Origin of the sequence: Bradyrhizobium sp. 930_D9_N1_4, from assembly GCF_052076015.1 — a bacterium.
Classification (GTDB): domain Bacteria; phylum Pseudomonadota; class Alphaproteobacteria; order Rhizobiales; family Xanthobacteraceae; genus Bradyrhizobium.
The window spans coordinates 5470350-5491509 of the sequence record NZ_CP197236.1; the positions used below are offsets into that span (position 1 = coordinate 5470350).

A 21160-nucleotide genomic window follows, 5' to 3' on the forward strand; every position below is an offset into this window, starting at 1 on the left:
AGAGCCAAATCATGCCCGAGCGCACCATCAAGTCCGAGCCTTATGCCTGGCCCTACAACGGCGATCTCCGCCCGGAGAACACCGCGCTCATCATCATCGACATGCAGACCGATTTCTGCGGCATCGGCGGCTATGTCGACAAGATGGGCTATGACCTCTCGCTGACGCGGGCCCCGATCGAGCCGATCAAGAAGCTGCTCGCAGCGATGCGTGCCCAAGGCTTCCACATCATCCATACCCGCGAAGGCCATCGCCCCGATCTCTCCGATCTTCCGGCCAACAAGCGCTGGCGCTCGCGCCAGATCGGCGCCGGCATCGGCGACCCCGGTCCCTGCGGCCGCATCCTCGTGCGCGGCGAGCCCGGCTGGGACATCATCGAGGAGCTTGCGCCGCTGCCGGGCGAGCCCATCATCGACAAGCCCGGCAAGGGCTCGTTCTGCGCCACCGATCTGGAGCTGATCCTGCGTGTGCGCGGCATCGAGAACCTCGTGCTCACCGGCATCACCACAGACGTCTGCGTCCACACCACCATGCGCGAGGCCAACGACCGCGGCTTCGAATGCGTGCTGCTGCACGATTGCTGCGGCGCGACCGACAAGAGCAATCACGACCACGCGCTGAAGATGATCAAGATGCAGGGCGGCGTATTCGGCGCGGTCTCGACCTCGGACGCCTTCGTCGGAGCGATTTCGTGATCATCGGCGAAACGCCTCCGCCCTCAGGCGCGTTCGGCGTCGATGCCATCGCCATGACGATGCGGTTCGGAGACTTCCTGGCGCTCGACAATGTCGAGCTCAAGGTGCGCCCGGGCTCGTTCCATGCGCTGCTCGGCGAGAACGGCGCCGGCAAGTCCACGCTCGTCAAATGCATCATGGGCTATTACCGCGCGACCGAGGGCGACATCCTCGTCGGCGGCCGCGAACAGGCGATCGCCAACCCGAAGGACGCGCACGCGCTCGGTCTCGGCATGGTCTACCAGCACTTTACCCTGGTGCCGGCCATGACGGTTGCCGAAAATCTCGTGCTGGCCCGCAACGACGTTCCGGCCGTGGTGAACTGGCCGAAGGAGATGAAGCAGCTCGAGACTTTCCTGGCGCGCATGCCCTTCAAGGTGCCGCTCTCCGCGAAAGTCTCCGACATCTCGGCCGGCGAACGCCAGAAATGCGAGATCCTCAAGCAGCTCTATCTGAAGCGGCGCTTCCTGATCCTGGACGAGCCCACCTCGGTGCTGACGCCCGCGGAAGCCGACGAAGCGCTCGGCATGCTGCGCGACATGGTCATCAGGGGCGAGCTGACCATTCTGATGATCACGCACAAGTTCCGCGAGGTCATGGCCTTCGCCGACGACGTCACGATCCTGCGCCGCGGCAAGCTCGCAGGGGCCGGCAAGGTTTCCGAACTGACGCCGGATGCGATGGCGCGCACCATGATCGGCGCCGAGGAATTGACGGTGCAACCGCCACGCACCGGCGAGGCCGGTCAGGCCAGGCTCGAACTGGCAAAAGTCCGGGCACTCGACGATGCGGGCGCCATCGCCGTCCATGACGTCTCCCTCACCGTCCGCGCCGGCGAGATCGTCGGCATCGCCGGCGTCTCCGGCAACGGCCAGCGCCAGCTCGTCGAGGTCCTCGCCGGACAGCGCGAGGCCGAAAGCGGCGAAGTCCGCGTCGCCGGCGGTCCCTATCACGCCAGCCGCGAACAGATGCGGCGCCACAAGATGTCGCTGCTGCCCGAGGAGCCGCTGAAGAACGCCTGCGTCGGCGGCATGAGCGTTGCCGACAACATCGCCTTCCGCGAGTTCGACCGCGCGCCCTTCGCCAGCGGCGGCTGGTGGCTCAACCGCCGCGCGTTCCGCGACGATGCGAAGACGAAGATCGGCCAGTACAAGATCAAGACCCGCACGCCGGAGACGCCCATCTCGGCCCTGTCGGGCGGCAACGTCCAGCGCGCCGTGCTGGCCCGCGAGCTCGGCAGCGAGGTCGAGGTCCTGATCGCGGCCAATCCCTGCTTCGGCCTGGATTTCGCGGCGGTGGCGCAGATCCATGCCGAGATCATGGCCGCGCGCAATCGCGGTGCCGCGGTCCTGCTCGTCAGCGAGGATCTCGACGAATTGCTCGAACTCTCCGACCGGCTGGTGGTGATGTTCCACGGCGAATTCGTGTATGAAGCTCGGACCAGCGAGGCCGACCTCACCGTGGTCGGCCGGCATATGGCAGGGCATTGACCGCGGAGGATCGATGGACGACGCATCAGAGCGCGACGAGCACTTCCTGCGTCTGTCCTTCACGGTCGCCCGCCGGTCCCTCACCCATGGCAACCATCCCTTCGGCTGCATCGTCGTCGATGCCGACGGCAAGGTCCTGATCGAGACCGAGAACGGCTACATGCCGGACCGCGACGGCACCGCGCATGCCGAGCGCCTCGCGGCGACGCAGGCCTGCCGCACGCTCGGCCGCGCGGTGCTGGCCGGCGCGACGCTTTACTCTTCCGCAGAGCCCTGCGCGATGTGCGCGGGCGCAATCTACTGGGCCGGCATCGGCCGCGTCGTCTACGGCCTCAGCGAGCAAAGCCTGCGCGGCATCACCGGCAACCATCCGGAGAACCCGACGCTCGATCTCCCCAGCCGCGAGGTCTTTACCAGTGGCCAGCGGGCAACGGAGGTCGTGGGGCCGTTGCTGGAGAACGAGGCCGCAGCGCTCCACGACGGCGTTTGGACGAAGTAGGCGTCTCCCAGCCACCGGTGCCGTAGGGTGGGCAAAGGCGCACTTGCGCCGTGCCCACCATCTTTCTGCAAACGTTGTGAGAATGGTGGGCACGCTTCGCTTTGCCCACCCTACGGCAGCGTCTCTCCGTAGACGCGAATGACGCCGCGCATCTCTACGCGGCACCATCCGAGTCCTTCAGCCCGATCAGAACTTCACGGTGATACCACCGTAGACCGTCGATTCAGTGCAGCTCTTGGTGCTCTGGCCGGTTGCGGCAACCGTACAGACGCCAGCCATCGCGTTGTGGTCGAGACCGAACTTGTTCTGCCAGTAGCGATAGGCCACCCAGAGATCGACGAAGTGCGAGTACTTGTCGCCCCAGACCGCCTTCGAGGCATCGAAGGTCAGGCGGATCGGTTCGCTGTTCAGCTCGGTCTTGGACTTGGTGCTGAAGATGCCGGTGCCGGACAGTGCAGGCAGACCGTTGGAGTCGCCCTTCGGGCCATACCAGCCGGCGCGACCGCTGATCGACCAGAACTGCATGTTCGGCGGCAGGAAGCCGAGATCCATGTAGTAGTTGATTTCGACGGCCCAGGTCGGCTTGTAGCTGACATTGCCGTCCGAGTTGCAGGTGACGCCCGGCACGCCCGGCCCGAACAGGCCGCACTGGGTGAAAGAATTGTGGTTCAGGAACTCGTAGTACATCAACGGCGCGACGTTGAAGTAGCCCTTGTAGGGAAGGTCGAACGCGAACTGGAGACCGGCGACGACGTCCCGCTTGGCGGGCGCGAGGAAGTTGTTCTCGGTGTTGGCGTCCATGCCGACTTCGAACGAGATGTTGTGCAGCGGCCCCATGGTGAAGGCCTTGGTGTTGAAGATCTCATTCCAGCCGAAGGTCGAGCGGAACAGGCCGTAGATCTCGGTCGCGCCGGCGCAGTCGGCAGCACCGCCGGTGATGGTCACGCCGGGCGCGACGCAAGGGCTGGCAGGGTCATTCTTGCCCGACTTGAACATCGAGATGGTGAAGAAGTTGGTACCGTACTGCCAGAGATCGAAATGGGTGAAGGAGTAGACCTGCTTGGCGGTCGTGCCGTTGATGCTGCCGTCCGGGCGCACGCTCCACATGCCGGGATCGGTGCCCTTCGGCATCCAGGAGAACGACACGCGGTTGTCGATCACCAGGAAGAACGGAAGGTCCGCCGCCTTCTTGGGGGCCTTGACCGTCATATCCGCGGCCTGAGCCAGGCCGGAGGTGGCGAACGTAGCAAGTGACAGCGCCGCGGCTGCAATTGCCTTGAAGCGAAACGACATCCTGAATACCCCCAAGTTTGGACACGTAAAAATGAACGCCCTTGGGTGCGACACTTGCGCCGATCTCCCGGAGTGAGAAGCCTCAACTTGTTTCAAGGCATGCCGCTTGCTGCGGCAGAAGACGGCGCTTCACGACGTGATTTTGAGGATCTTCCGGTTTTGCCGTTGCACGTGCGCGGCAACGCAATCGCCGTCCTTGCCGGACATTCCCGTTTGATTTCGTTTATCTTTTGTGTCGAGCGGAAAATGCGGACACAATCGACAACGGTGATCATCGGCGCGACCGAGAATTGCATACGCGTGCTGGCGCGATTTTGCTCAACTTCACGTCAAGCCTGCACAGCGGGTTCCGATTTGGTTTGGATCGTCACAAATTTGCAACAGGCGTTATTCGTGGGGTGCAACAGCAGCGGTGCCTGGGGGAGACAGTTGGAGGCGGTCTCCTGCTGACGAGTGCCACGACTCGCGCGACCACCCGTTTGCTGAAGCGTTGAGCAAGGGATGACGTTTTTTCACACCTTACGCGACGGTTCAAACTAGCCCAGTATTGAGGCACTTCATCCCATGCAAGCGCATCAGCGAATGTTAGATCCGACGTCTAATGGCCTGCATTCCGGCGAGTCCCCGTTGCTTCAGACGATCGGGCTCACCAAGCGCTATGGCGATTTCCTCGCCAACGATTCCATCGACATCGATATCTGGCCGAAGCAAATCCACGCCCTGCTCGGCGAAAACGGCGCCGGCAAGTCGACGCTGGTCAAGGCGATCTACGGACTGATCCAGCCCAGCAGCGGCGAGATTCGCTGGCAGGGTCAGCCGATCGTGCAGTTGGGTCCGTCAGAGGCCCGCAGCCGCGGCATCGGCATGGTGTTCCAGCATTTCTCGCTGTTCGACAATCTCACCGTCGCCGAGAATGTCGCGCTCGGCCTTGATGGCAAGGAATCCTTCAGGGACATGTCGGCACGGCTGGAGCAGGTGTCGAAGACCTACGGCCTTCCACTCGATCCCAAACGCGAGGTCTGGCAACTGTCCGTCGGCGAGCGCCAGCGCATCGAGATTGTCCGCGCGCTGATGCAGGATCCGAAATTCCTGATCCTGGACGAGCCCACCGCCGTGCTGACGCCGCAAGAAGCCGACCAGCTCTTCATCGTACTGGAGCGGCTCAAGGCCGAAGGCCGCGCCATTCTCTACATCAGCCACAAGCTGGAGGAGGTGAAGCGGCTCTGCGACACAGCTACGATCCTGCGCGGCGGCAAGAAGGTCGACACCTGCAATCCCCGGCTCGAGACCGCCGCCTCGCTGGCGCGCATGATGGTCGGCGGCGAGATCAAGGAGGTGAAGGCCGCGGTCGGCCGGAAGACCACGGTGCCGCGCCTCGTCGTCAACGACCTGTCGCTTGCACCAAACGAGGCGCACGGCGTTCGGCTCGAGCACATTTCGTTCGAACTGAAGGGCGGCGAGATCCTCGGCATCGCCGGCGTCGCCGGCAATGGTCAGGACGAATTGTTTGCCGCGCTGTCCGGCGAGCGCCTGTCGAAGGACCCCGGCACGGTTGTGATCGAAGGCATCGCGGCCGCCCACCTCTCGATCACCCAGCGCCGAAAGCTGGGCGCGGCCTTCGTGCCCGAGGAGCGACTCGGCCACGGCACGGCGCCGCGCATGAAGCTGTCGGAGAATGCGTTGCTCACCGGGCACGCCGCCAGCGGCATGGTCCATCACGGCTTCATCGACACCGCAGCGACGTTGAAGACGGTCGACCGTGCGACTGAGACCTTTGACGTCCGCAAGGCCAAACGCGATCCGGAGGCTGCGAGCCTTTCCGGCGGCAATCTGCAAAAATTCATCGTCGGCCGCGAGATTCTGCGCAACCCCGCGGTACTCGTGGTGAGCCAACCGACCTGGGGCGTCGATGCCGGCGCCGCCGCCGTCATTCGCCAGGCGCTGCTCGATCTCGCAACCGCGGGCGCCGCCGTGCTCGTGACCAGCCAGGACCTCGACGAGCTCGCGGAGATCGCCGACCGCATCGCCGTCATGTTCCACGGTCGTCTTTCGGCGCCGCTCGCCATCGCCGATGCGAGCCGCGAGAAGCTCGGCCTGCTCATGGGCGGCAGCAGCCTCGAGCCGAAGGAGGCCGCGCATGCAGTTGGTGCTTGAGAAGCGCGCCGAGCGCTCCAACACGATCGCGCTGGTCTCGCCGCTGATCGCGATCGGCCTCACCATCGTCACCATGGTCATCCTGTTCGCGATCCTCGGCAAGAATCCGCTGCTCGCGCTGCATGCCTATTTCATCGCGCCATTGACCGACGGCTATTCCCTCCAGGAGATCGCGGTGAAGGCGACGCCGCTGGTGATGATCGCGATCGGGCTATCGCTCTGCTATCTCGCCAATGCCTGGAACATCGGCGCCGAAGGCCAATTCCTGATCGGCGCGGTCGCCGGAAGCTGGATCGCGGTGAAGACGCAGGGCACCGACGCCGGCGCCTGGGTGCTGCCGGTCATGCTGGTGCTCGCGGCAGCTGCAGGCGCGCTCTACGCGCTGATCCCGGCGATCTGCAAGGTGAAGTTCGGCGCCAGCGAGATCCTGACAAGCCTGATGCTGGTCTATGTCGCCGATCTCTTCCTCGACTATCTCGTCCGCGGCCCCTGGCGCGATCCGCACGGCTTCAACTTCCCGACCACAGCGGAATTCGATCCGGTCGCAACAGTGCCGCTGCTGATCGAAGGCGGCCGGCTGCATCTCGGCTCGATCATCGCGCTGCTCGTTGTCGCGGCAGCCGCGATCCTGCTCGGACGCACCATCAAGGGGTTTGAGATTCGCGTGGTCGGTGCTGCCCCCCGCGCCGCGCGGTTCGGCGGCTTCAACGCCAACCAGCTGGTCATCCTGACCTTCGCGGTCTCCGGCGCGCTGGCAGGCCTCGCCGGCATCATCGAGGTCGCAGGTCCGGTCGGGCATCTCCAGCCCGGCATCTCGCCGGGCTACGGCTTTACCGCGATCATTGTCGCTTTCCTTGGCCGGCTGAACCCGCTTGGAATATTGATTGCAGGCCTTTTTCTCGCACTGACCTTTATCGGCGGCGAGCAGGCGCAGATCGCGATGAAGATCCCGTTGGACGTCACCAAGGTGTTTCAGGGCATTCTGCTGTTCTACGTGCTCGCCTGCGATTCCCTCATTCTCTACCGCTTCAAGCTGGTGTTCCCAAACCGACAGGTGACCCGTGGAACTGGTTGAAGCCATCGTCCTCGCGGTGCTCGCCGCATCCACGCCGCTCCTGATCGCGGCAACCGGCGAGCTCGTGACCGAGCGTTCCGGCGTGCTCAATCTCGGCGTCGAGGGCATGATGATCGTCGGCGCCGCCTGCGGCTTTGCCGGCGCGTGGCTCACCGGCTCGATCTTCATCGGCGCGCTGTTCGGCATCGCCGCAGGCACGCTGATGTCGCTGATCTTCGCGCTGATGGCGCTCGGGCTCGCCGTCAACCAGGTCGCAACGGGTCTCGCGCTCACCATCCTGGGCGTTGGACTCTCCGGCCTGATCGGTGCCCGCTTCGTCGGCGAGCGCATCACGCCGGCGGTGCATCTCCACCTTCCCGGCCTCACCGATATTCCACTGGTCGGCCGCGTGTTGTTCGGCGAGGACGCCTTCGTCTATTTCTCCATCGCACTCGTCATCGCCGTCTGGTGGTTCCTGTACCGCACGCGGGCGGGATTGATCCTGCGCGCCTGTGGCGACAACCACGTCTCCGCGCATGCGCTTGGCTATCCCGTGCTGCGCATCCGCACCTTCGCCGTGATGTTCGGCGGTGCCTGTGCGGGCCTCGCCGGTGCTTACCTGCCGCTCGCCTATACGCCATTCTTCATTCCCGGCATGACCGCGGGCCGCGGCTGGATCGCGCTGGCGCTCGTCGTGTTCTCGTCCTGGCGGCCGGGCCGGCTCGTGGTTGGCGCTTACCTGTTCGGCGCGGTGACGATCCTGCAACTGCACGCGCAAGGCTGGGGCGTCGGCATTCCCTCGCAATTCATGTCGGCACTGCCTTATCTCGCGACCGTCATCGTGCTGGTCCTGCTCTCCCGCGCGCGCACCGGCGGCTCGACCGCGCCGGCCGCGCTCGGCACCGTGTTCGTGCCTGACCGCTGATTGATTTCCGCCAGGTGCGCGATGGGGCGCGCATTTTGCGGATTGTGGCTTTCCCCTGATGTTTGGAGATTGATGATGAGGAAATCACTTCTTGCGCTGGCCGCCGGGCTCTTGCTTGCCGGAAGCGTCAGTGCGGCCTCCGCCGCCGACAAGCTGAAGGTCGGCTTCATCTACCTCGGTCCGATCGGAGACCTCGGCTGGACCTATCAGCACGATCTCGGGCGCCAGGCTCTGGTGAAGGAATTGGGCGACAAGATCGAGACTACCTATCTCGAGAACGTCCCCGAGGGCCCCGACGCCGAGCGCTCCATCGAGCAGCTCGTCCGCGCCGGCAACAAGCTGATCTTCACCACGTCGTTCGGCTACATGGACCCGACGCTCAAGGTCGCCAAGAAATATCCGAACGTGCATTTCGAGCACGCCACCGGCTACAAGCGCAACCCGAACATGTCGACCTATTCGGCCAAATGGTATCAGGGCCGCTACATCCAGGGCCTGATCGCGGCCAAGATGTCGAAGTCGGGCGTGCTCGGCTATATCGGCTCGTTCCCGATTCCGGAGGTCGTCTCCGGCATCAACGCGACGATCCTGGCGGCGCAGACCATCAACCCGAACATCAAGGTCAAGATCATCTGGGCCAACACCTGGTTCGACCCAGGCAAGGAAGCCGACGCCGCCAAGGCGCTGATCGACCAGGGCGCCGACGTCATCATGCAGCACACGGATTCGCCCGCCGCGATGCAGATTGCCAGCGAACGCGGCAAGCTCGCCTTCGGCCAGGATTCCGAGATGATCAAGTTCGGGCCGAAGACCCAGCTGACCTCGATCCTCGACACCTGGGGTCCCTACTACATCGAGCGCGTCAAGGCCGAGCTCGCCGGAACCTGGAAGTCCGAGGACAGCTGGGGCGGCCTCGACAGCCACATGTTCGCAATGGCGCCCTATACCAACATGCCTGACGACGTGAAGAAAATGGCCGAGGATGCCCAGGCCGCGATCACATCGGGCAAGCTGCATCCGTTCAAGTGCCCGATCGTTGGGCAGGACGGCAAGCCGGTCGAGTGCAAAGGCGGCGCCAACCTCGACGACGGCCAGATCCTCGGCATGAATTTCTACGTGAAGGGCATCGACGACAAGCTGCCGGGCAAGTAGCACGCTTCTTGCTTTGACAAAATCACCTGCTCCTCCCGGAGGAGGTTCGGAGGGGGTGGCCAGAAGCACCCGGCACTTGTGGTCGCCCCCTCTTTCAATTTTCGCCGCGAGATCATCCGGCCTGCATCGCCCGCGCCGCGGAACCGTGGCAGCGGATGAGATCGGCGACATCAAGGCCCGGGATCGCCCCGTCGATCACAGCCCATTGTCCCGCCACCATCACCCGATCAGCCCGATGCGCTCCACACAGCACCAGCGCGGCCAGCGGGTCGCCATGGCCGGAGAAGCGCAGTTCGTCCAGCTTGAACAGTGCGAGGTCGGCCGCCTTGCCGATTGCGATCTCGCCGAGCTCCGGCCGGCCGACGCAGGCCGCCGAGCCCTTGGTGGCCCAACGCAGCGCATCCTTGTGGCTGACCTTCGTTACGCCATAGCGGGCGCGTTGCAGCAGGAACGCCGCCCGCACCTCCTGCATTAAATTCGATCCATCGTTCGAAGCTGAACCATCAACGCCGAGCCCGATGCCGACACCGGCCTCCTCCATCTCGCACACCGGGCAGCAGCCGGACGCCAGAATTTGGTTGCTGCACGCGCAATGGCTGATCGTGGTCTTGGCCTTGCCGAGCCGCTTCATCTCGTCTGCGTTGAAGAAGATGCCGTGGGCGAGCCAGGTCCTCGCGTTGAGCCAGCCGCATTGCTCGAGATAATCAAGCGGGCGGCAGCCATACATCTGCTGGCAGAATTTGTTCTCGTCCTCGGTCTCGGCAAGATGGGTGTGCAGGCGCACGTCGAGCCTGTCCGCGAGAACGGCGGTCGCGCGCATCAGCGACGTCGTCACCGAGAACGGCGAACATGGCGCCAGCGCGATCTGCACCATCGCGTCCGCGCCGCGCTGGTGATACTTGGCCACCACGCGCGCGCTGTCGGCGAGGATGGTGTCCTCGTCCTGCACGACGCTGTCAGGCGGCAGCCCGCCGTCGCGTTGCGACAGGTTCATCGAACCGCGCGTCAGCAGCACGCGCATGCCGAGCCGCTTTGCGACGTCGACCTCGATATCGACGGATTCCTCCAGTCCCGCGGGGAAGACGTAGTGATGATCCGTCGTCGTGGTGCATCCCGAGAGCAGCAGCTCCGACATCGCCACAGTGACGCCGAGCTGCAACCGCTCCGGCGTCAGCTTTGCCCACACCGGATAGAGCGCCTGGAGCCAGGGAAACAGCTCGCGGTCCATGGCCGCAGGCAGCGCCCGGGTCAGAGTCTGGTAAAAGTGATGATGCGTGTTGATGAGGCCCGGGAGCACGACATGCTGGTCTGCACCGAACACCGCAACGTCTGCGGTCGCAGGCTTGCCACCAGCCGGCACCAGCTCGACGATCCGGCCGTCCTTCACCACGATCCCGCGCTCGGCACCGTCGGCGAGGATGGCCAGGGGATCCCTGATCCAGATCGGCTTTGCATCGCTCATGGCCACGGCTCTCCTCACATTCGCGCGACGGCATCCAAGGCGAACGCCATCCTGCTACGACTTGTTTGTTGCGACTTGGCTCCGGTCTTGCAAGACTCATGTGCACGATTCACCCGGCAAAAGCTTTGGCGCAGCCATGGATTTGAATACCATCACGACGGTGACCCATCCGCAAACGCGCTGCGACCTGCCTGCATGGACGGCAGGTGATGCTTGGCTTGCAGGCGGCACCTGGCTGTTCTCGGAGCCGCAGGTCCATTTGAAGCGGCTGATCGATCTCACCGATCTGAAATGGCCGGCGCTGACGATCACGGATAGCCATCTCTCGATCGCCGCCACCTGCACCGTCGCGCAGCTCGATGGTTTCGCCTGCCCGCCCGACTGGCTCGCGGCACCGCTGATCGGCCAGTGCTGCCGAGCCTTCCTCGCCTCATTCAAGATCTGGAAGACAGCGACGGTCGGCGGCAATCTCTGCATGTCGCTGCCGGCGGGCCCAATGATCTCGCTCACGTCAGCGCTCGACGGCGTCTGCACCATCTGGAAGGCCGACGGCGGCGAACAGAGGATTCCCGTCCTCGATTTCGTCACAGGCAACCAGCGCAACCGCCTGACGCAAGGCGACCTGATGCGGCAGATCGATATCCCGATTGCCATCTTGAAACGCCGCACGGCGTTTCGCCAGATATCGCTCGCACCAGTCGGCCGCTCTGCGGCGCTTCTGATCGGCAGTCTCGATAACGACGGCTCGCTGGCGCTGACCGTCACCGCATCGACGGTGCGGCCAATCCGGCTCTCCTTTCGTGAGGCCCCGGACGCAAGTGAGCTTCGCGACGCGATGGCGCAGCTGATCACGGATGATCTGTACCACACCGACATCCACGGCAAGCCGCTCTGGCGCAAGCACATGACGCTCCGGCTCGCCGAGGAGATTCGCCGCGAGCTGCTGGGGACCACGTCGCCATGAGCTTTGAGGTCAACGGCAGCACATTTACGCAGGAGCCGCGCGCAGGCCAGTGCCTGCGCACGTTCCTGCGCGAGCTCGGCCATTTCGGCGTGAAGAAGGGCTGCGATGCCGGCGACTGCGGTGCCTGCACCGTGCTGCTCGACGGCGAGCCGGTGCATAGCTGCCTGATCCCGGCGTTCCGCGTCGAAGGCCGCACCGTCACGACGATCGAAGGTCTCGGTGGTGATCACGGCACGCATCCGATGCAACAGGCCTTCCTCGATGCGCAAGGCTTTCAATGCGGCTTCTGTACCGCCGGAATGATCCTGACCTGCGTCTCGCTGAACCAGGCGCAGCGCACCGATCTCGGCACCGCCTTGAAGGGTAACATCTGCCGCTGCACCGGCTATCGCGCGATCGAAGACGCGCTGCTCGGCAAGGCCAATGTCGAGGAGAGCGTCGAGCCCGGCGCCGCCTTCGGCCGCAGTCTGCCGGCCCCCGCAGGCCCCGATGTCGTGCGCGGCAAGGCGCGCTACACGTTCGACACGCAGATCGAGGGCCTGCTGCACATCAAGCTGCTGCGCTCCCCGCACGCGCACGCCAGGATCGTCGCGATCGACAAGTCCGAGGCGCTACGCGTTCCCGGCGTGCACGCGGTGCTGACGCGTGAGGATGCGCCCTCGGTGCTGATCTCGACCGCACGGCACGAGAAGGACTGGATGGACCCCGAGGACACCCGCATCCTCGATGACGTCGTCCGCTTCATCGGCCAGAAGGTCGCCGCTGTCGTCGCCGAGAGCGAAGCTGCCGCCGAGGAGGCGTGCCGCCGGATAAAGGTCGACTATGAGATCCTGCCTGCACTGATCGATCCGGAGCAGGCGATGGCGCCGGGGGCACCCATCATTCATCCGGACCGCACCACCGAGAACCGCGTCGCTGATGCCCAGCGTAACCTTGTCGCCGAGACGCATGGCGAGTTCGGCGATGTGGCGGCTGCGCTCGCGACATCTGCCGTCACTTTCGAGGGTATCTTCCACAGTCACCGTGTGCAGCATGCGGCGCTGGAGACCCATGGCGGCCTTGCCTGGCTCGACGATACGGGCGTGCTCAATGTCCGCACCTCGACGCAGGTGCCGTTCCTGACACGGCGAGCGTTGTCCGACATCTTCGAGCTCCCGATGGGCAAGGTGCGCGTGTTCTGCGAGCGCGTCGGCGGCGGCTTCGGCGGCAAGCAGGAGATGTTCGTCGAGGACATCCTGGCGCTCGCCGCGCTCAAGACCGGACGCCCGGTGAAGCTGGAGCTGACCCGGGAGGAGCAATTCATCGCGACCTCGACGCGGCACCCGATGCGGGTCCGCATCAAGGCCGGCGCGGACGCCGACGGCAAGCTCACCGCGCTCCAGCTCGAGGTGCTCTCCAACACCGGCGCCTACGGCAATCACGCCGGCCCGGTGATGTTCCACTCGCTGTCCGAATCCATCGCCGTCTACAATTGCCCGAACAAGAAGGTCGACGGCTACGCCGTCTACACCAACACGGTGCCAGCTGGTGCATTTCGCGGCTATGGCCTGCCCCAGACGCAGATCGCGACCGAAGCCGCGATCGACGAGCTGGCCAGGCAGCTCGGCATCAGCCCCTACGACATGCGCAGGCTGAACGTCGTCAAGCCGGGCGACCCCATGCTGTCACCGCCGCCGTCCGAATTTCACGACGTGCTCTATGGCTCCTACGGGCTCGACCAGTGCCTCGACCTCGTCGAGCGCGCGATGCAGGCTGACAGCCCGCAACCGGAGCTGTCGCCGGAATGGCTGATCGGCGACGGCGTTGCACTCACCATGATCGACACGGTTCCGCCGGCCGGGCACATCGCGGATGCGACGATCGCGCTCAACGACGAGGGCGGATTCGACCTCACCGTCGGCACCGCCGAGTTCGGCAACGGCACCAGCACCGTGCACCGCCAGATCGCGGCAACCACGCTCGCCACCACTGTCGACCGTATTCGCCTTCGCCAGTCCGACACCGCCCATGGCGGCCACGACACCGGCGCCTATGGTAGCGCCGGCACCTTCGTTGCGGGAAAGGCAACGCACGCGGCGGCGATGCTGCTCGCGGCTGAGCTGAAGGCAGCCGCCGCCGGCGCGTGGCTCTGCGATGGCATGAGCTGTACGCTCGACGGCGAGGCCGTCGTCAGCGGCGTCCGGCGCATGCCGTTTATAGAATTGGCGAAGCTAGCGCGCGAACGCGGCCAGCCGTTCGCAGCACACGGGAATTCCGGCGGCACGCCGCGCTCCGTCGGCTTCAACGTGCAGGGCTTTCGCGTCGCCGTGAACAAGGGCACCGGCGAACTGAAGATTCTCAAGAGCGTGCAGGCGGCGGATGCCGGCGTCGTGGCCAATCCCATGCAGTGTCGCGGCCAGGTCGAAGGCGGCGTCGCACAGGCGCTTGGCGCCGCGCTCTACGAGGAGATGGTGATCGACGCCGAGGGGCGCGTCACCAACCCGAAATTCCGCGACTACCATTTGCCGTCCTTCGCCGATGTGCCGCGCACGGAGGTCCTCTTTGCCGAGACCTCGGACACGATCGGACCGCTGGGCGCGAAGTCGATGAGCGAGAGTCCCTACAATCCGGTCGCATCCGCGCTCGGCAATGCAATCGCCGACGCCACCGGCATTCGCTTCACTGCACCACCTTTCAAGCCGGACCGGCTGTTTCCGGCGCTGCACGACAAGTTTGGAAGCTAACTGCCGCGATAAGTCGAATAGCTCCACGGCGTGACCAGCAATGGCACGTGGTAGTGGTTCTCCGGCTCGCTGACCGCAAAGCGCAGCGGGATCTCGTCGAGGAACGGCGGTTCTGACAGCGGCACGTTGCGCTCGGCGTAATATCCGGCAATCCTGAATTTGAGCTCGTAGCGGCCGATCGGCAGCGGACGACCACCGATCAGCGGCTGGTCGGTGCGACCGTCCGCGTTGGTCACCGCCCGCGCGATGACGCGGCTCTCGCCAAGCGCAGCGAGCTCGACAAGCTCGACCGGGATGCCGGCCGCAGGCTTGCCGGCATGATTGTCCAGCACATGCGTCGAGAGTCGGCCATGGACCTTGAGCTTGTCGTCGGCCAGGACGAATTGATCGAGCCGCAGCGCGGAGATGCGTCCGATCTCCTCGATCGCGCGTCGCGTCTCGGTCTTGGAGATATTGAGCAACCGCGTCTCGAAGTCGCGCAGCACGGAATCTCTGGTGTGACGGCGCACGCAAACGATACAGGGGAAGCCGAACTTGTCGCGATAGGCATTGTTGACGCGCTCGAACGCCGAATATTCGGCATCCGAGAGACGGTCGAGGCCGGCGCTGTTCTGCTCGTCGGTCGATTCCGCGGTGAGGCCCGCCGCACGCTGAGTCTTGTTGGCGAGATCGGGATGCGCGCGGATCAATGCAAGCTGGACGTCAGGCTCAGCGGCCTGAATCACCGCCATCAGCGCGGTGTGCAACTGATTGATGCCGGCGAACGGCCGCTTCTCGGCGAGCTGCTCGGCGAGCCACGGTGAATATTCGACGACGTTCGCAAGGGCTGCGACGAAATCGGCTTTGTCAGCAGCGTTGAGTTCCGAGAGCGAAATTTGCGGCATCGTGATCACCCGATCTCGAACGCATCAGCCGCAAGATGCGCCTGCTTGTCGTGCCAATGCTGCGCAATCTGCAGCCGTGTCGGCACCCAAACGTGCTCGTGCTTGCCGATGTAATCCAGGAAGCGGATCAGCCCGGCGGCGCGGCCGGGACGCCCGGCGAGACGGCAGTGCAGCCCGACCGACATCATCTTCGGTGCGGTCTCGCCTTCGGCGTAGAGCACGTCGAACGCGTCTTTCAAATAGGTGAAGAACTGCTCGCCTTCGGCAAAGCCCTGCGGATTGATGAACCGCATGTCGTTGGCATCGAGCGTATAGGGAATGATGAGCTGCTTGCCCTTCGCGCCCTTGACCCAATAGGGCAGATCATCGGCATAGGAGTCGCAGAGATAGAGGAAGCCGCCCTCCTCCATCAGCAGACGATTGGTGTTGATCGAGGAGCGCCCGGTGTACCAGCCGAACGGCCGCGATCCCGTCGCCTCGGTGTGGACGCGGATGGACTCGGCGATCTCGGCGCGCTCCTGCGCTTCGGTCATGTCCTTGTGCTCGATCCATTTCAGGCTATGGCTTGCGATATCCCAACCCGACTCCTTCATCGCAGCGACGATTTCCGGATTCCGCTTCAGCGCAGTGGCAACACCGAAAACCGTGGTCGGCCACTTCCACGCGTCGAACATCCGCCACAGCCGCCAGAAGCCGGCACGCGAGCCGTATTCGAACATGGATTCGATATTGGCGTGGCGCTGGCCCGGCCAAGGCTGCGCACCGAGCACGTCGGACAGGAACGCTTCCGAGGCGCGATCGCCGTGCAGAATGTTGTTCTCGCCGCCTTCCTCGAAGTTGACGACGAACTGCACCGCGACCCGCGCGTTGCCGGGCCATTGCGGATGCGGCGGGTTACGGCCGTAGCCACGGAGATCGCGCGGGTAGCGGGGTTCGGTCAACTCAGACTTCCTCGAAGCGGATCGGCAACGCGCCCTTCCAGAGCACGCTTTTGCCGAGGGTCGCCAAATTCTCCAGGCCCGAGGTCACGGTGATGAAGTGATTGCCGGCGAGCTGACCCATCTTGCTTGCGAAGCTGACGCCGCCATAGGCCATCAGGATCTCGGTCTCGCTGATGCCGCCGGGATAGAGGATGATCTGGCCGGGCGCGGGATAGCTGGTGTGGTTCTCGTAGCCAACGCCGAAATCGAGGTCGCCGAGCGGCATCCACACCGCCTCGCCGCTCCAGCGCACATGGATGATGTGGCTTTCGAACGGCAGCGCTTTCCGGAATGCGGCAACGGTCTTGGGCGCCGCCTGCTCCTCGAAGCGTGCATCGAAGGTGAAGTCGCCGGCGCGGATAACGAGTTTGCTCATCTCATCTCTCTGGATCGGGGGGCGTCGCCCCACGGGGAATTTTCAAGCAAAGAGCATTCCAGACAGGATCGCGCAAGGGGCGCGGGCCCGTCACCTGCGGTCGTAGGACCAGCCGAAAATGCCGCTCCGCCGCGTCTCCGGCTCCGCCTCGGCGGCGGCCGGAGGCGGCGCCTCCTTCAGTTCCGCCTGCGGCGGTGGCGGAGGCGGTGCCGGTGCCGGCAGGTTCTCGCACTTCATGGAGTAGACCAACTTGCCGTCGGCGGTGCGCCCGATCGGGGCGCAGGGGTCCGGATGCGCGGCCGAGGCTTTTGGGGTCAGCTTGACCTGCGCCACGGCCGGCGAGGCGATCAGGAGGAGGATCAGCAGATATTTCGACATCGTTGTCGCCTACAATCCAATGCGGCCATTGAACCGGATTGCGGGAGGCAAGTCCACGGGCGGTGCGGAGCATGGATGCCGAATATTTAGCCGCCCATGGATCGTCGCCTCCCTCGTGTCCCGGACGCGCTGCGGCACGCAGTGACGCTGCGCAGAGGCGGGACCCACGCCGCATGGCGCACTCGGAGAGATGGGCCCCGGCTCGGCATCGCACCGCTGCGCGCTGCGCTGCGTCCGGGGCACGAGAGCGGGGGGTGGCGCACATCGCCTCCACATCGTCATTGCGAGGAGCGAACCGGTCCCGCCTTTGGCGGGCCGGATGACAGGCTAAGCGACGAAGCAATCCAGAGTCTTCCCGCGGAGGGATTCTAGATTGCTTCGCTGCGCTCGCAATGACGGAGTGTGAGGCAGCAGCGGAATTCTCCAACACGCACTTGTAGGATGGGTAGAGCGCAGCGAAACCCATCGCGCATTCTCCTCGCGGAAACATGATGGGTTTCGCTGCGCTCTACCCATCCTACAGCATCAGACGCAGCTTCACATTCTCGCGGCGCATTCCGCCCGAGCTTTGCCTGGTCACGCCACCCTCTTGAGCCAAGAGGGCGCAGGGAAGGCCGGGTGCTGACCTCGCACCCGCGGTCCGCTGCGCGAATGGATGCGCAAAGGAGACCGCACAGCAGCATACAGGTGGAGCCATCACTCGGCCTTCCCTGCGCGATGGTTGGACGGCTTATGCCGTGCTCTCCCGGGAGCCGAACTTTCCTTCTGGCCTCCCTCACCCTGCGAATTAACGATGCCGTCCGCCCGGTTGGGTTCGCGCACATCTCCGCAGACAGCTTGACCGTAGCAACGACGGCCAGGACCACACGGTTTTGCCGTACGCACGGCCCGTCTTTTCGCCGCAGTATTTCCAGCCCTGTCGACGGAGCCGAAAACTTACAAGCGAGACGAAGCCTGGCAGCGCCGTTCGTCCGCCCGCGGTTTCGAACTCACGGGGACTACCCGCCCTGCCCGTACCATCTCGTGCCGACGCTGCCGCGTCCACCGCAAGCCCGGCTCGCGTATCGTGACGACCTACGATCGCCCCTCAAGGATGAGCCGGGATGGGGGAGATGTACGACAAATCCGAATTTCGGTAAAGGAGAATATTCTTGCCGAGCGGGGTTGACGCCGTCCCGGGTGTTTTGCCCGACGGGCAACGGGACCGCATCAACCCAATGACAAGGGGTGGGGTTAGCTTCCGCATAACCCCACCCCTATTCGTCGCTTGGAAAGAAAACGCGCTGGCCGCGCTATGCGCCTGCCCCACGAAGATCAATAACGCGGGTCACCCCAGACGCGCGGGTCCTGGCGATAGGCCGGCGTCCAGCCGCCGGCGTAAGGCTGCCGGTAGCCACCACCACCGCCGTAATAGCCGTTGCCGCCATAATAACCCGGACCGCGATCGTAGTAATATTGGTTCTCGTAATAGTCGCGGCGGCGGCTTTCGGCGATCGCGCCGATGGCGAGGCCGGTCGCTGCGCCCATGATGGCAAGGGCGGCACCGTTCGGCCCGCGGCGATAGTAGCGGCGCTTTGCGGCGCTGAAATCGGTAGCGCTGGAGGCCGCGCCCTGCGCCGCGAAGGCAGCCTTCGGGGCCGACGTGGTCGAGGCCGCAGCCGACGGCGATGCGGAGGCAGCGACCAAGGCGAGGCTTGCGAACGCGGCGAGCACCGTCTTGCGGCCGGAAATCATGGGTCTAACACTCATTTTGACCTTCCTCTGTTCTCGCCCAAAAGGACATAAGCAAACAGTCGATAACGCGCAAACCACTGAAAAGGTTTCATCATCGCGGCAATCTGCCACGTTTGATCGATTGTAAACCGACCGATCTGATCCAGCTTGCACCACTCAACCTGAGCGGATAATGAACAGCCGCGCCGTTTTCCGGCCGCCGTAAGCGTTTCACGTGAACCAACGCATCAACCGACGCCGTCGGGATCGATGCCATTTAAGGGTTCACCGTGACTGACGCGTCCTTTTCTACGAGAAAAATCAGATGATTGCGGTTCGCAAACTGCCGGCGCGCTATGCGCCGATCGTGATGCCATTCGTGCTGTCCGTCCTCATGACTGCCGTGGTGTCGGTCATTTCGACGCTGCGGAGCCTCGGCGCAACGCCGGCCTTCGTCGCGACCTGGCCGGGCGCCTGGGCGCTGTCATGGCTCGTCGCCTTTCCAACGCTGCTAATGGTGCTGCCACTGGTCCGCCGGATCGTGGCCTGCCTCGTCGCCTCGCCGCCTCAACCGGGGCGATAGAAGACGGCTACGTCAAAGCTCCCAGCACCCCGCGCGTCGCCTTGTCGATCTCCTCGACATAGCGGCGGCGGGCGAAGGTCTCGGTGAGGAAGCCGACCACCTTGCGGTTGTCGGTGGAATCGACCACCGCCAGCATCTCGGCCTCGGCTTCGTCGAACACCGCCATCGCCGACTTCACGTTCATTTCCGGAATCAGCACGATCTCGGTCAGCCGCGCGAGCTCGATGACCTGGATGTCGTCGGCGATGGTGTCGAGATCGCCGGCGAACAGGTCCGGCAGCAGGACAAGCCCGACATACTCGTCCGCATTGTTGACGATGACGACGCCCGGCCGCGAGCCCAGCGCAAATTCGCGGCGGACGGCGGCAATCGTCGTGGTCGATGGCACCTTGCCGACGTCTGATCGCATCAGCCGCTCGACGGTGAGATTGCGCAGCCAGCCGACGTCGTTGGCGCTGCGGATGGTCTCGCCGCGCAGATGCAGGCGCCAGGTCGAGAACGAGTGCCCGAACATGAAGCGGACACAGATCGACGTGACGATACAGCCGGCCAGCACCACCGCGGTGACGTCGACATTGCGCGTCATTTCGAGCACGAGGAACGACATGGTCAGCGGGCCGCCGACGATGGCGACGCCGAGCGTCGCCATGCCGGTCAGCATCGCGACCAGCGGATCGATCACGAAATTCGGGCTGATCAACAGCAGCACCGCGGCAAAGAACTTGCCGATCAGGCTGCCGACGAACAGCGAGGCGAAAAACAAGCCGCCGCGGAAGCCCGAGGCGAGCGAGATCAGGCAGGCCGTCACCTTGAGCGCGATGATCAGCGCGATCAGGCCGATGGTCATGTCGTGAAAGAGGTCGAGCACCATGGCGCCGTGGCCGGCGGCCAGCACCTGCGGCGTGAGGATCGCAAAGCCGCCGACGATGAGGCCGCCGATCGCCGGACGCAGCCAGACCGGAAGCCAGGCGAACAGACGCTCGAACGTCGATGACGAGCGCATCACCGCGATGCCGACGCCGCTGGTCACGAGCGCGAGCCCGATCAGCGCCAGATATTGCTCGACGCCGACCGCGCTGACCTTGGGAATTTCGAGGGAGTATGGCGCGCCGCCGAGCCATTGCGCGGTCAAGGCGCCCGCGAGCGAGGCCGCCAGGATCGGCGCCGCGCTGCCGACCGAGTAAACGCCGACGATCAGCTCACAGGCGTAGAAGGCGCCCGTGATCGGCGCACCGAAGGCGGCTGCGATCGCAGCGGCGGCGCCGCAGCCGACGATCAGGCGCAAATCGTTGCGGCGGAGATTGAAGAACTTGCCGAACAGCGAGGCGATGCCCGAGCCGATCTGGGTGTAGCCGGCCTCGAGGCCGACCGAGGCGCCGCAGCCGTTGGAGATCAGCGTCTGGCTCGACACCACCACACTGTCCCGCATCGACAGATTGCCGCCGCGCAGCGCGTTGGCCTCGATCGGGTCGACCGCGTTCGATATCTTCAACCGTCGCCGCCACCACTCCATGATGCCGAGCAGGAGGCCGCCAAGGGCGGGCGCGGTCATTGCCGCCCAGGGACTTACCTGGGTATTGGCCGAGAGGCGCACGTCGATGGGAATGCCGTAAATCACCACATGGGCGATCTGCGCGATTTCAGCCATCAGTGTCACGACCGCGCCAGCCACTGTTCCGATGACGAGCGAGAGAGGGATCAGGTAGAACTCGTTGCTGCGCAGCAGCGCGCGCAACCGAACCATGACGCGGTTCGATCGCTTGCTGTCGACGAGATGTCTGATCCGCACGAACACC

The 21160-nt window shown here is 64.6% G+C and carries 19 protein-coding genes; 11 read left to right on the plus strand and 8 right to left on the minus strand.

What is annotated here, in order from left to right; genetic code table 11:
* Positions 1 to 11: 11 nt before the first annotated feature.
* From biuH to AB7532_RS26140, 3 genes are read left to right on the plus strand one after another with little or no spacing between them, the layout of a single operon-like run.
* On the plus strand, positions 12 to 695 hold the full coding sequence (biuH, locus tag AB7532_RS26130; protein ID WP_441237569.1) for a biuret amidohydrolase: 684 nt from the start codon (positions 12 to 14) through the stop codon (positions 693 to 695).
* Complete coding sequence (locus AB7532_RS26135) at positions 692 to 2224, plus strand: ABC transporter ATP-binding protein (RefSeq protein WP_441237570.1); 1533 nt, start codon at positions 692 to 694, stop codon at positions 2222 to 2224. Before biuH ends, AB7532_RS26135 begins: the two co-directional genes overlap by 4 nt.
* A 13-nt stretch (positions 2225 to 2237) precedes the next feature.
* Positions 2238 to 2723 (plus strand): nucleoside deaminase, encoded by a 486-nt coding sequence (locus AB7532_RS26140; RefSeq protein WP_441237571.1) that lies wholly within the window; start codon positions 2238 to 2240, stop codon positions 2721 to 2723.
* Between the two features lie 186 nt (positions 2724 to 2909).
* Here AB7532_RS26140 and AB7532_RS26145 read toward each other — a convergent pair whose 3' ends face one another.
* A complete protein-coding gene (locus AB7532_RS26145; RefSeq protein WP_441237572.1) occupies positions 2910 to 4016 on the minus strand; it encodes a hypothetical protein in 1107 nt (368 codons plus the stop codon).
* An 87-nt stretch (positions 4017 to 4103) separates the two neighbouring features.
* Between AB7532_RS26145 and AB7532_RS26150 the strand changes: the two genes are divergently transcribed.
* The 5 genes from AB7532_RS26150 (at position 4104) to AB7532_RS26170 (ending at position 9301) form a co-directional block, all read left to right on the plus strand.
* On the plus strand, positions 4104 to 4466 hold the full coding sequence (locus AB7532_RS26150; protein ID WP_441237573.1) for a hypothetical protein: 363 nt from the start codon (positions 4104 to 4106) through the stop codon (positions 4464 to 4466).
* Between the two features lie 132 nt (positions 4467 to 4598).
* Positions 4599 to 6170, plus strand: coding sequence for an ABC transporter ATP-binding protein (locus tag AB7532_RS26155; protein WP_441237574.1), 1572 nt, complete (start codon positions 4599 to 4601; stop codon positions 6168 to 6170).
* Entirely contained in the window at positions 6154 to 7245 is a 1092-nt protein-coding gene (locus AB7532_RS26160; RefSeq protein ID WP_441237575.1) for an ABC transporter permease, read from the plus strand. Before AB7532_RS26155 ends, AB7532_RS26160 begins: the two co-directional genes overlap by 17 nt.
* Entirely contained in the window at positions 7232 to 8149 is a 918-nt protein-coding gene (locus tag AB7532_RS26165; protein WP_441237576.1) for an ABC transporter permease, read from the plus strand. Before AB7532_RS26160 ends, AB7532_RS26165 begins: the two co-directional genes overlap by 14 nt.
* Before the next feature lie 75 nt (positions 8150 to 8224).
* Complete coding sequence (locus AB7532_RS26170; protein ID WP_441239354.1) at positions 8225 to 9301, plus strand: BMP family ABC transporter substrate-binding protein; 1077 nt, start codon at positions 8225 to 8227, stop codon at positions 9299 to 9301.
* A gap of 112 nt (positions 9302 to 9413) precedes the next feature.
* On the opposite strand, the gene AB7532_RS26175 is transcribed toward AB7532_RS26170, so the two are convergent.
* Positions 9414 to 10763, minus strand: a complete 1350-nt coding sequence (locus AB7532_RS26175; RefSeq protein WP_441237577.1) for an 8-oxoguanine deaminase — start codon at positions 10761 to 10763, stop codon at positions 9414 to 9416.
* Positions 10764 to 10899: 136 nt separating this feature from the next.
* Here AB7532_RS26175 and AB7532_RS26180 point away from each other — a divergent pair, with 136 nt between their 5' ends.
* Positions 10900 to 11727 (plus strand): FAD binding domain-containing protein, encoded by an 828-nt coding sequence (locus tag AB7532_RS26180; RefSeq protein ID WP_441237578.1) that lies wholly within the window; start codon positions 10900 to 10902, stop codon positions 11725 to 11727.
* Positions 11724 to 14450: a molybdopterin-dependent oxidoreductase gene (locus AB7532_RS26185; protein ID WP_441237579.1), complete on the plus strand. Its 2727-nt coding sequence runs from the start codon at positions 11724 to 11726 to the stop codon at positions 14448 to 14450. The genes AB7532_RS26180 and AB7532_RS26185 overlap by 4 nt, the downstream gene beginning before the upstream one ends.
* Here AB7532_RS26185 and uraD read toward each other — a convergent pair.
* From uraD to AB7532_RS26210, 5 genes are all read right to left on the minus strand, one after another.
* Complete coding sequence (gene uraD / locus AB7532_RS26190; RefSeq protein ID WP_441237580.1) at positions 14447 to 15334, minus strand: 2-oxo-4-hydroxy-4-carboxy-5-ureidoimidazoline decarboxylase; 888 nt, start codon at positions 15332 to 15334, stop codon at positions 14447 to 14449. The two genes, AB7532_RS26185 and uraD, sit on opposite strands and share 4 nt — an antisense overlap.
* A 5-nt stretch (positions 15335 to 15339) precedes the next feature.
* A complete protein-coding gene (gene puuE / locus AB7532_RS26195; RefSeq protein WP_441237581.1) occupies positions 15340 to 16275 on the minus strand; it encodes an allantoinase PuuE in 936 nt (311 codons plus the stop codon).
* Between the two features lies 1 nt (position 16276).
* Positions 16277 to 16690: a DUF3830 family protein gene (locus tag AB7532_RS26200; RefSeq protein ID WP_092022597.1), complete on the minus strand. Its 414-nt coding sequence runs from the start codon at positions 16688 to 16690 to the stop codon at positions 16277 to 16279.
* 90 nt (positions 16691 to 16780) lie between these two features.
* Positions 16781 to 17068, minus strand: a complete 288-nt coding sequence (locus AB7532_RS26205; RefSeq protein ID WP_441237582.1) for a hypothetical protein — start codon at positions 17066 to 17068, stop codon at positions 16781 to 16783.
* Between the two features lie 1314 nt (positions 17069 to 18382).
* On the minus strand, positions 18383 to 18817 hold the full coding sequence (locus tag AB7532_RS26210) for a hypothetical protein (protein WP_441237583.1): 435 nt from the start codon (positions 18815 to 18817) through the stop codon (positions 18383 to 18385).
* Between the two features lie 289 nt (positions 18818 to 19106).
* Between AB7532_RS26210 and AB7532_RS26215 the strand changes: the two genes are divergently transcribed.
* Positions 19107 to 19364, plus strand: coding sequence for a DUF2798 domain-containing protein (locus AB7532_RS26215; protein ID WP_441237584.1), 258 nt, complete (start codon positions 19107 to 19109; stop codon positions 19362 to 19364).
* Between the two features lie 7 nt (positions 19365 to 19371).
* Here AB7532_RS26215 and AB7532_RS26220 read toward each other — a convergent pair whose 3' ends face one another.
* The gene (locus AB7532_RS26220) at positions 19372 to 21159 is read right to left on the minus strand and encodes a chloride channel protein (RefSeq protein ID WP_441237585.1); all 1788 of its coding nucleotides are present in this window, start codon (positions 21157 to 21159) and stop codon (positions 19372 to 19374) included.
* Position 21160 lies beyond the last annotated feature (1 nt).

Coding starts and splice junctions, on each gene's coding strand:
- biuH (WP_441237569.1), top strand. CDS start 12: ATGCCCGAGCGCACCATCAAGTCCGAGCCTTATGCCTGGCCCTACAAC.
- AB7532_RS26140 (WP_441237571.1), top strand. CDS start 2,238: ATGGACGACGCATCAGAGCGCGACGAGCACTTCCTGCGTCTGTCCTTC.
- AB7532_RS26145 (WP_441237572.1), bottom strand. CDS start 4,016: ATGTCGTTTCGCTTCAAGGCAATTGCAGCCGCGGCGCTGTCACTTGCT.
- AB7532_RS26155 (WP_441237574.1), top strand. CDS start 4,599: ATGTTAGATCCGACGTCTAATGGCCTGCATTCCGGCGAGTCCCCGTTG.
- AB7532_RS26160 (WP_441237575.1), top strand. CDS start 6,154: ATGCAGTTGGTGCTTGAGAAGCGCGCCGAGCGCTCCAACACGATCGCG.
- AB7532_RS26170 (WP_441239354.1), top strand. CDS start 8,225: ATGAGGAAATCACTTCTTGCGCTGGCCGCCGGGCTCTTGCTTGCCGGA.
- AB7532_RS26175 (WP_441237577.1), bottom strand. CDS start 10,763: ATGAGCGATGCAAAGCCGATCTGGATCAGGGATCCCCTGGCCATCCTC.
- AB7532_RS26180 (WP_441237578.1), top strand. CDS start 10,900: ATGGATTTGAATACCATCACGACGGTGACCCATCCGCAAACGCGCTGC.
- AB7532_RS26185 (WP_441237579.1), top strand. CDS start 11,724: ATGAGCTTTGAGGTCAACGGCAGCACATTTACGCAGGAGCCGCGCGCA.
- uraD (WP_441237580.1), bottom strand. CDS start 15,334: ATGCCGCAAATTTCGCTCTCGGAACTCAACGCTGCTGACAAAGCCGAT.
- AB7532_RS26200 (WP_092022597.1), bottom strand. CDS start 16,690: ATGAGCAAACTCGTTATCCGCGCCGGCGACTTCACCTTCGATGCACGC.
- AB7532_RS26205 (WP_441237582.1), bottom strand. CDS start 17,068: ATGTCGAAATATCTGCTGATCCTCCTCCTGATCGCCTCGCCGGCCGTG.
- AB7532_RS26210 (WP_441237583.1), bottom strand. CDS start 18,817: ATGAGTGTTAGACCCATGATTTCCGGCCGCAAGACGGTGCTCGCCGCG.
- AB7532_RS26215 (WP_441237584.1), top strand. CDS start 19,107: ATGATTGCGGTTCGCAAACTGCCGGCGCGCTATGCGCCGATCGTGATG.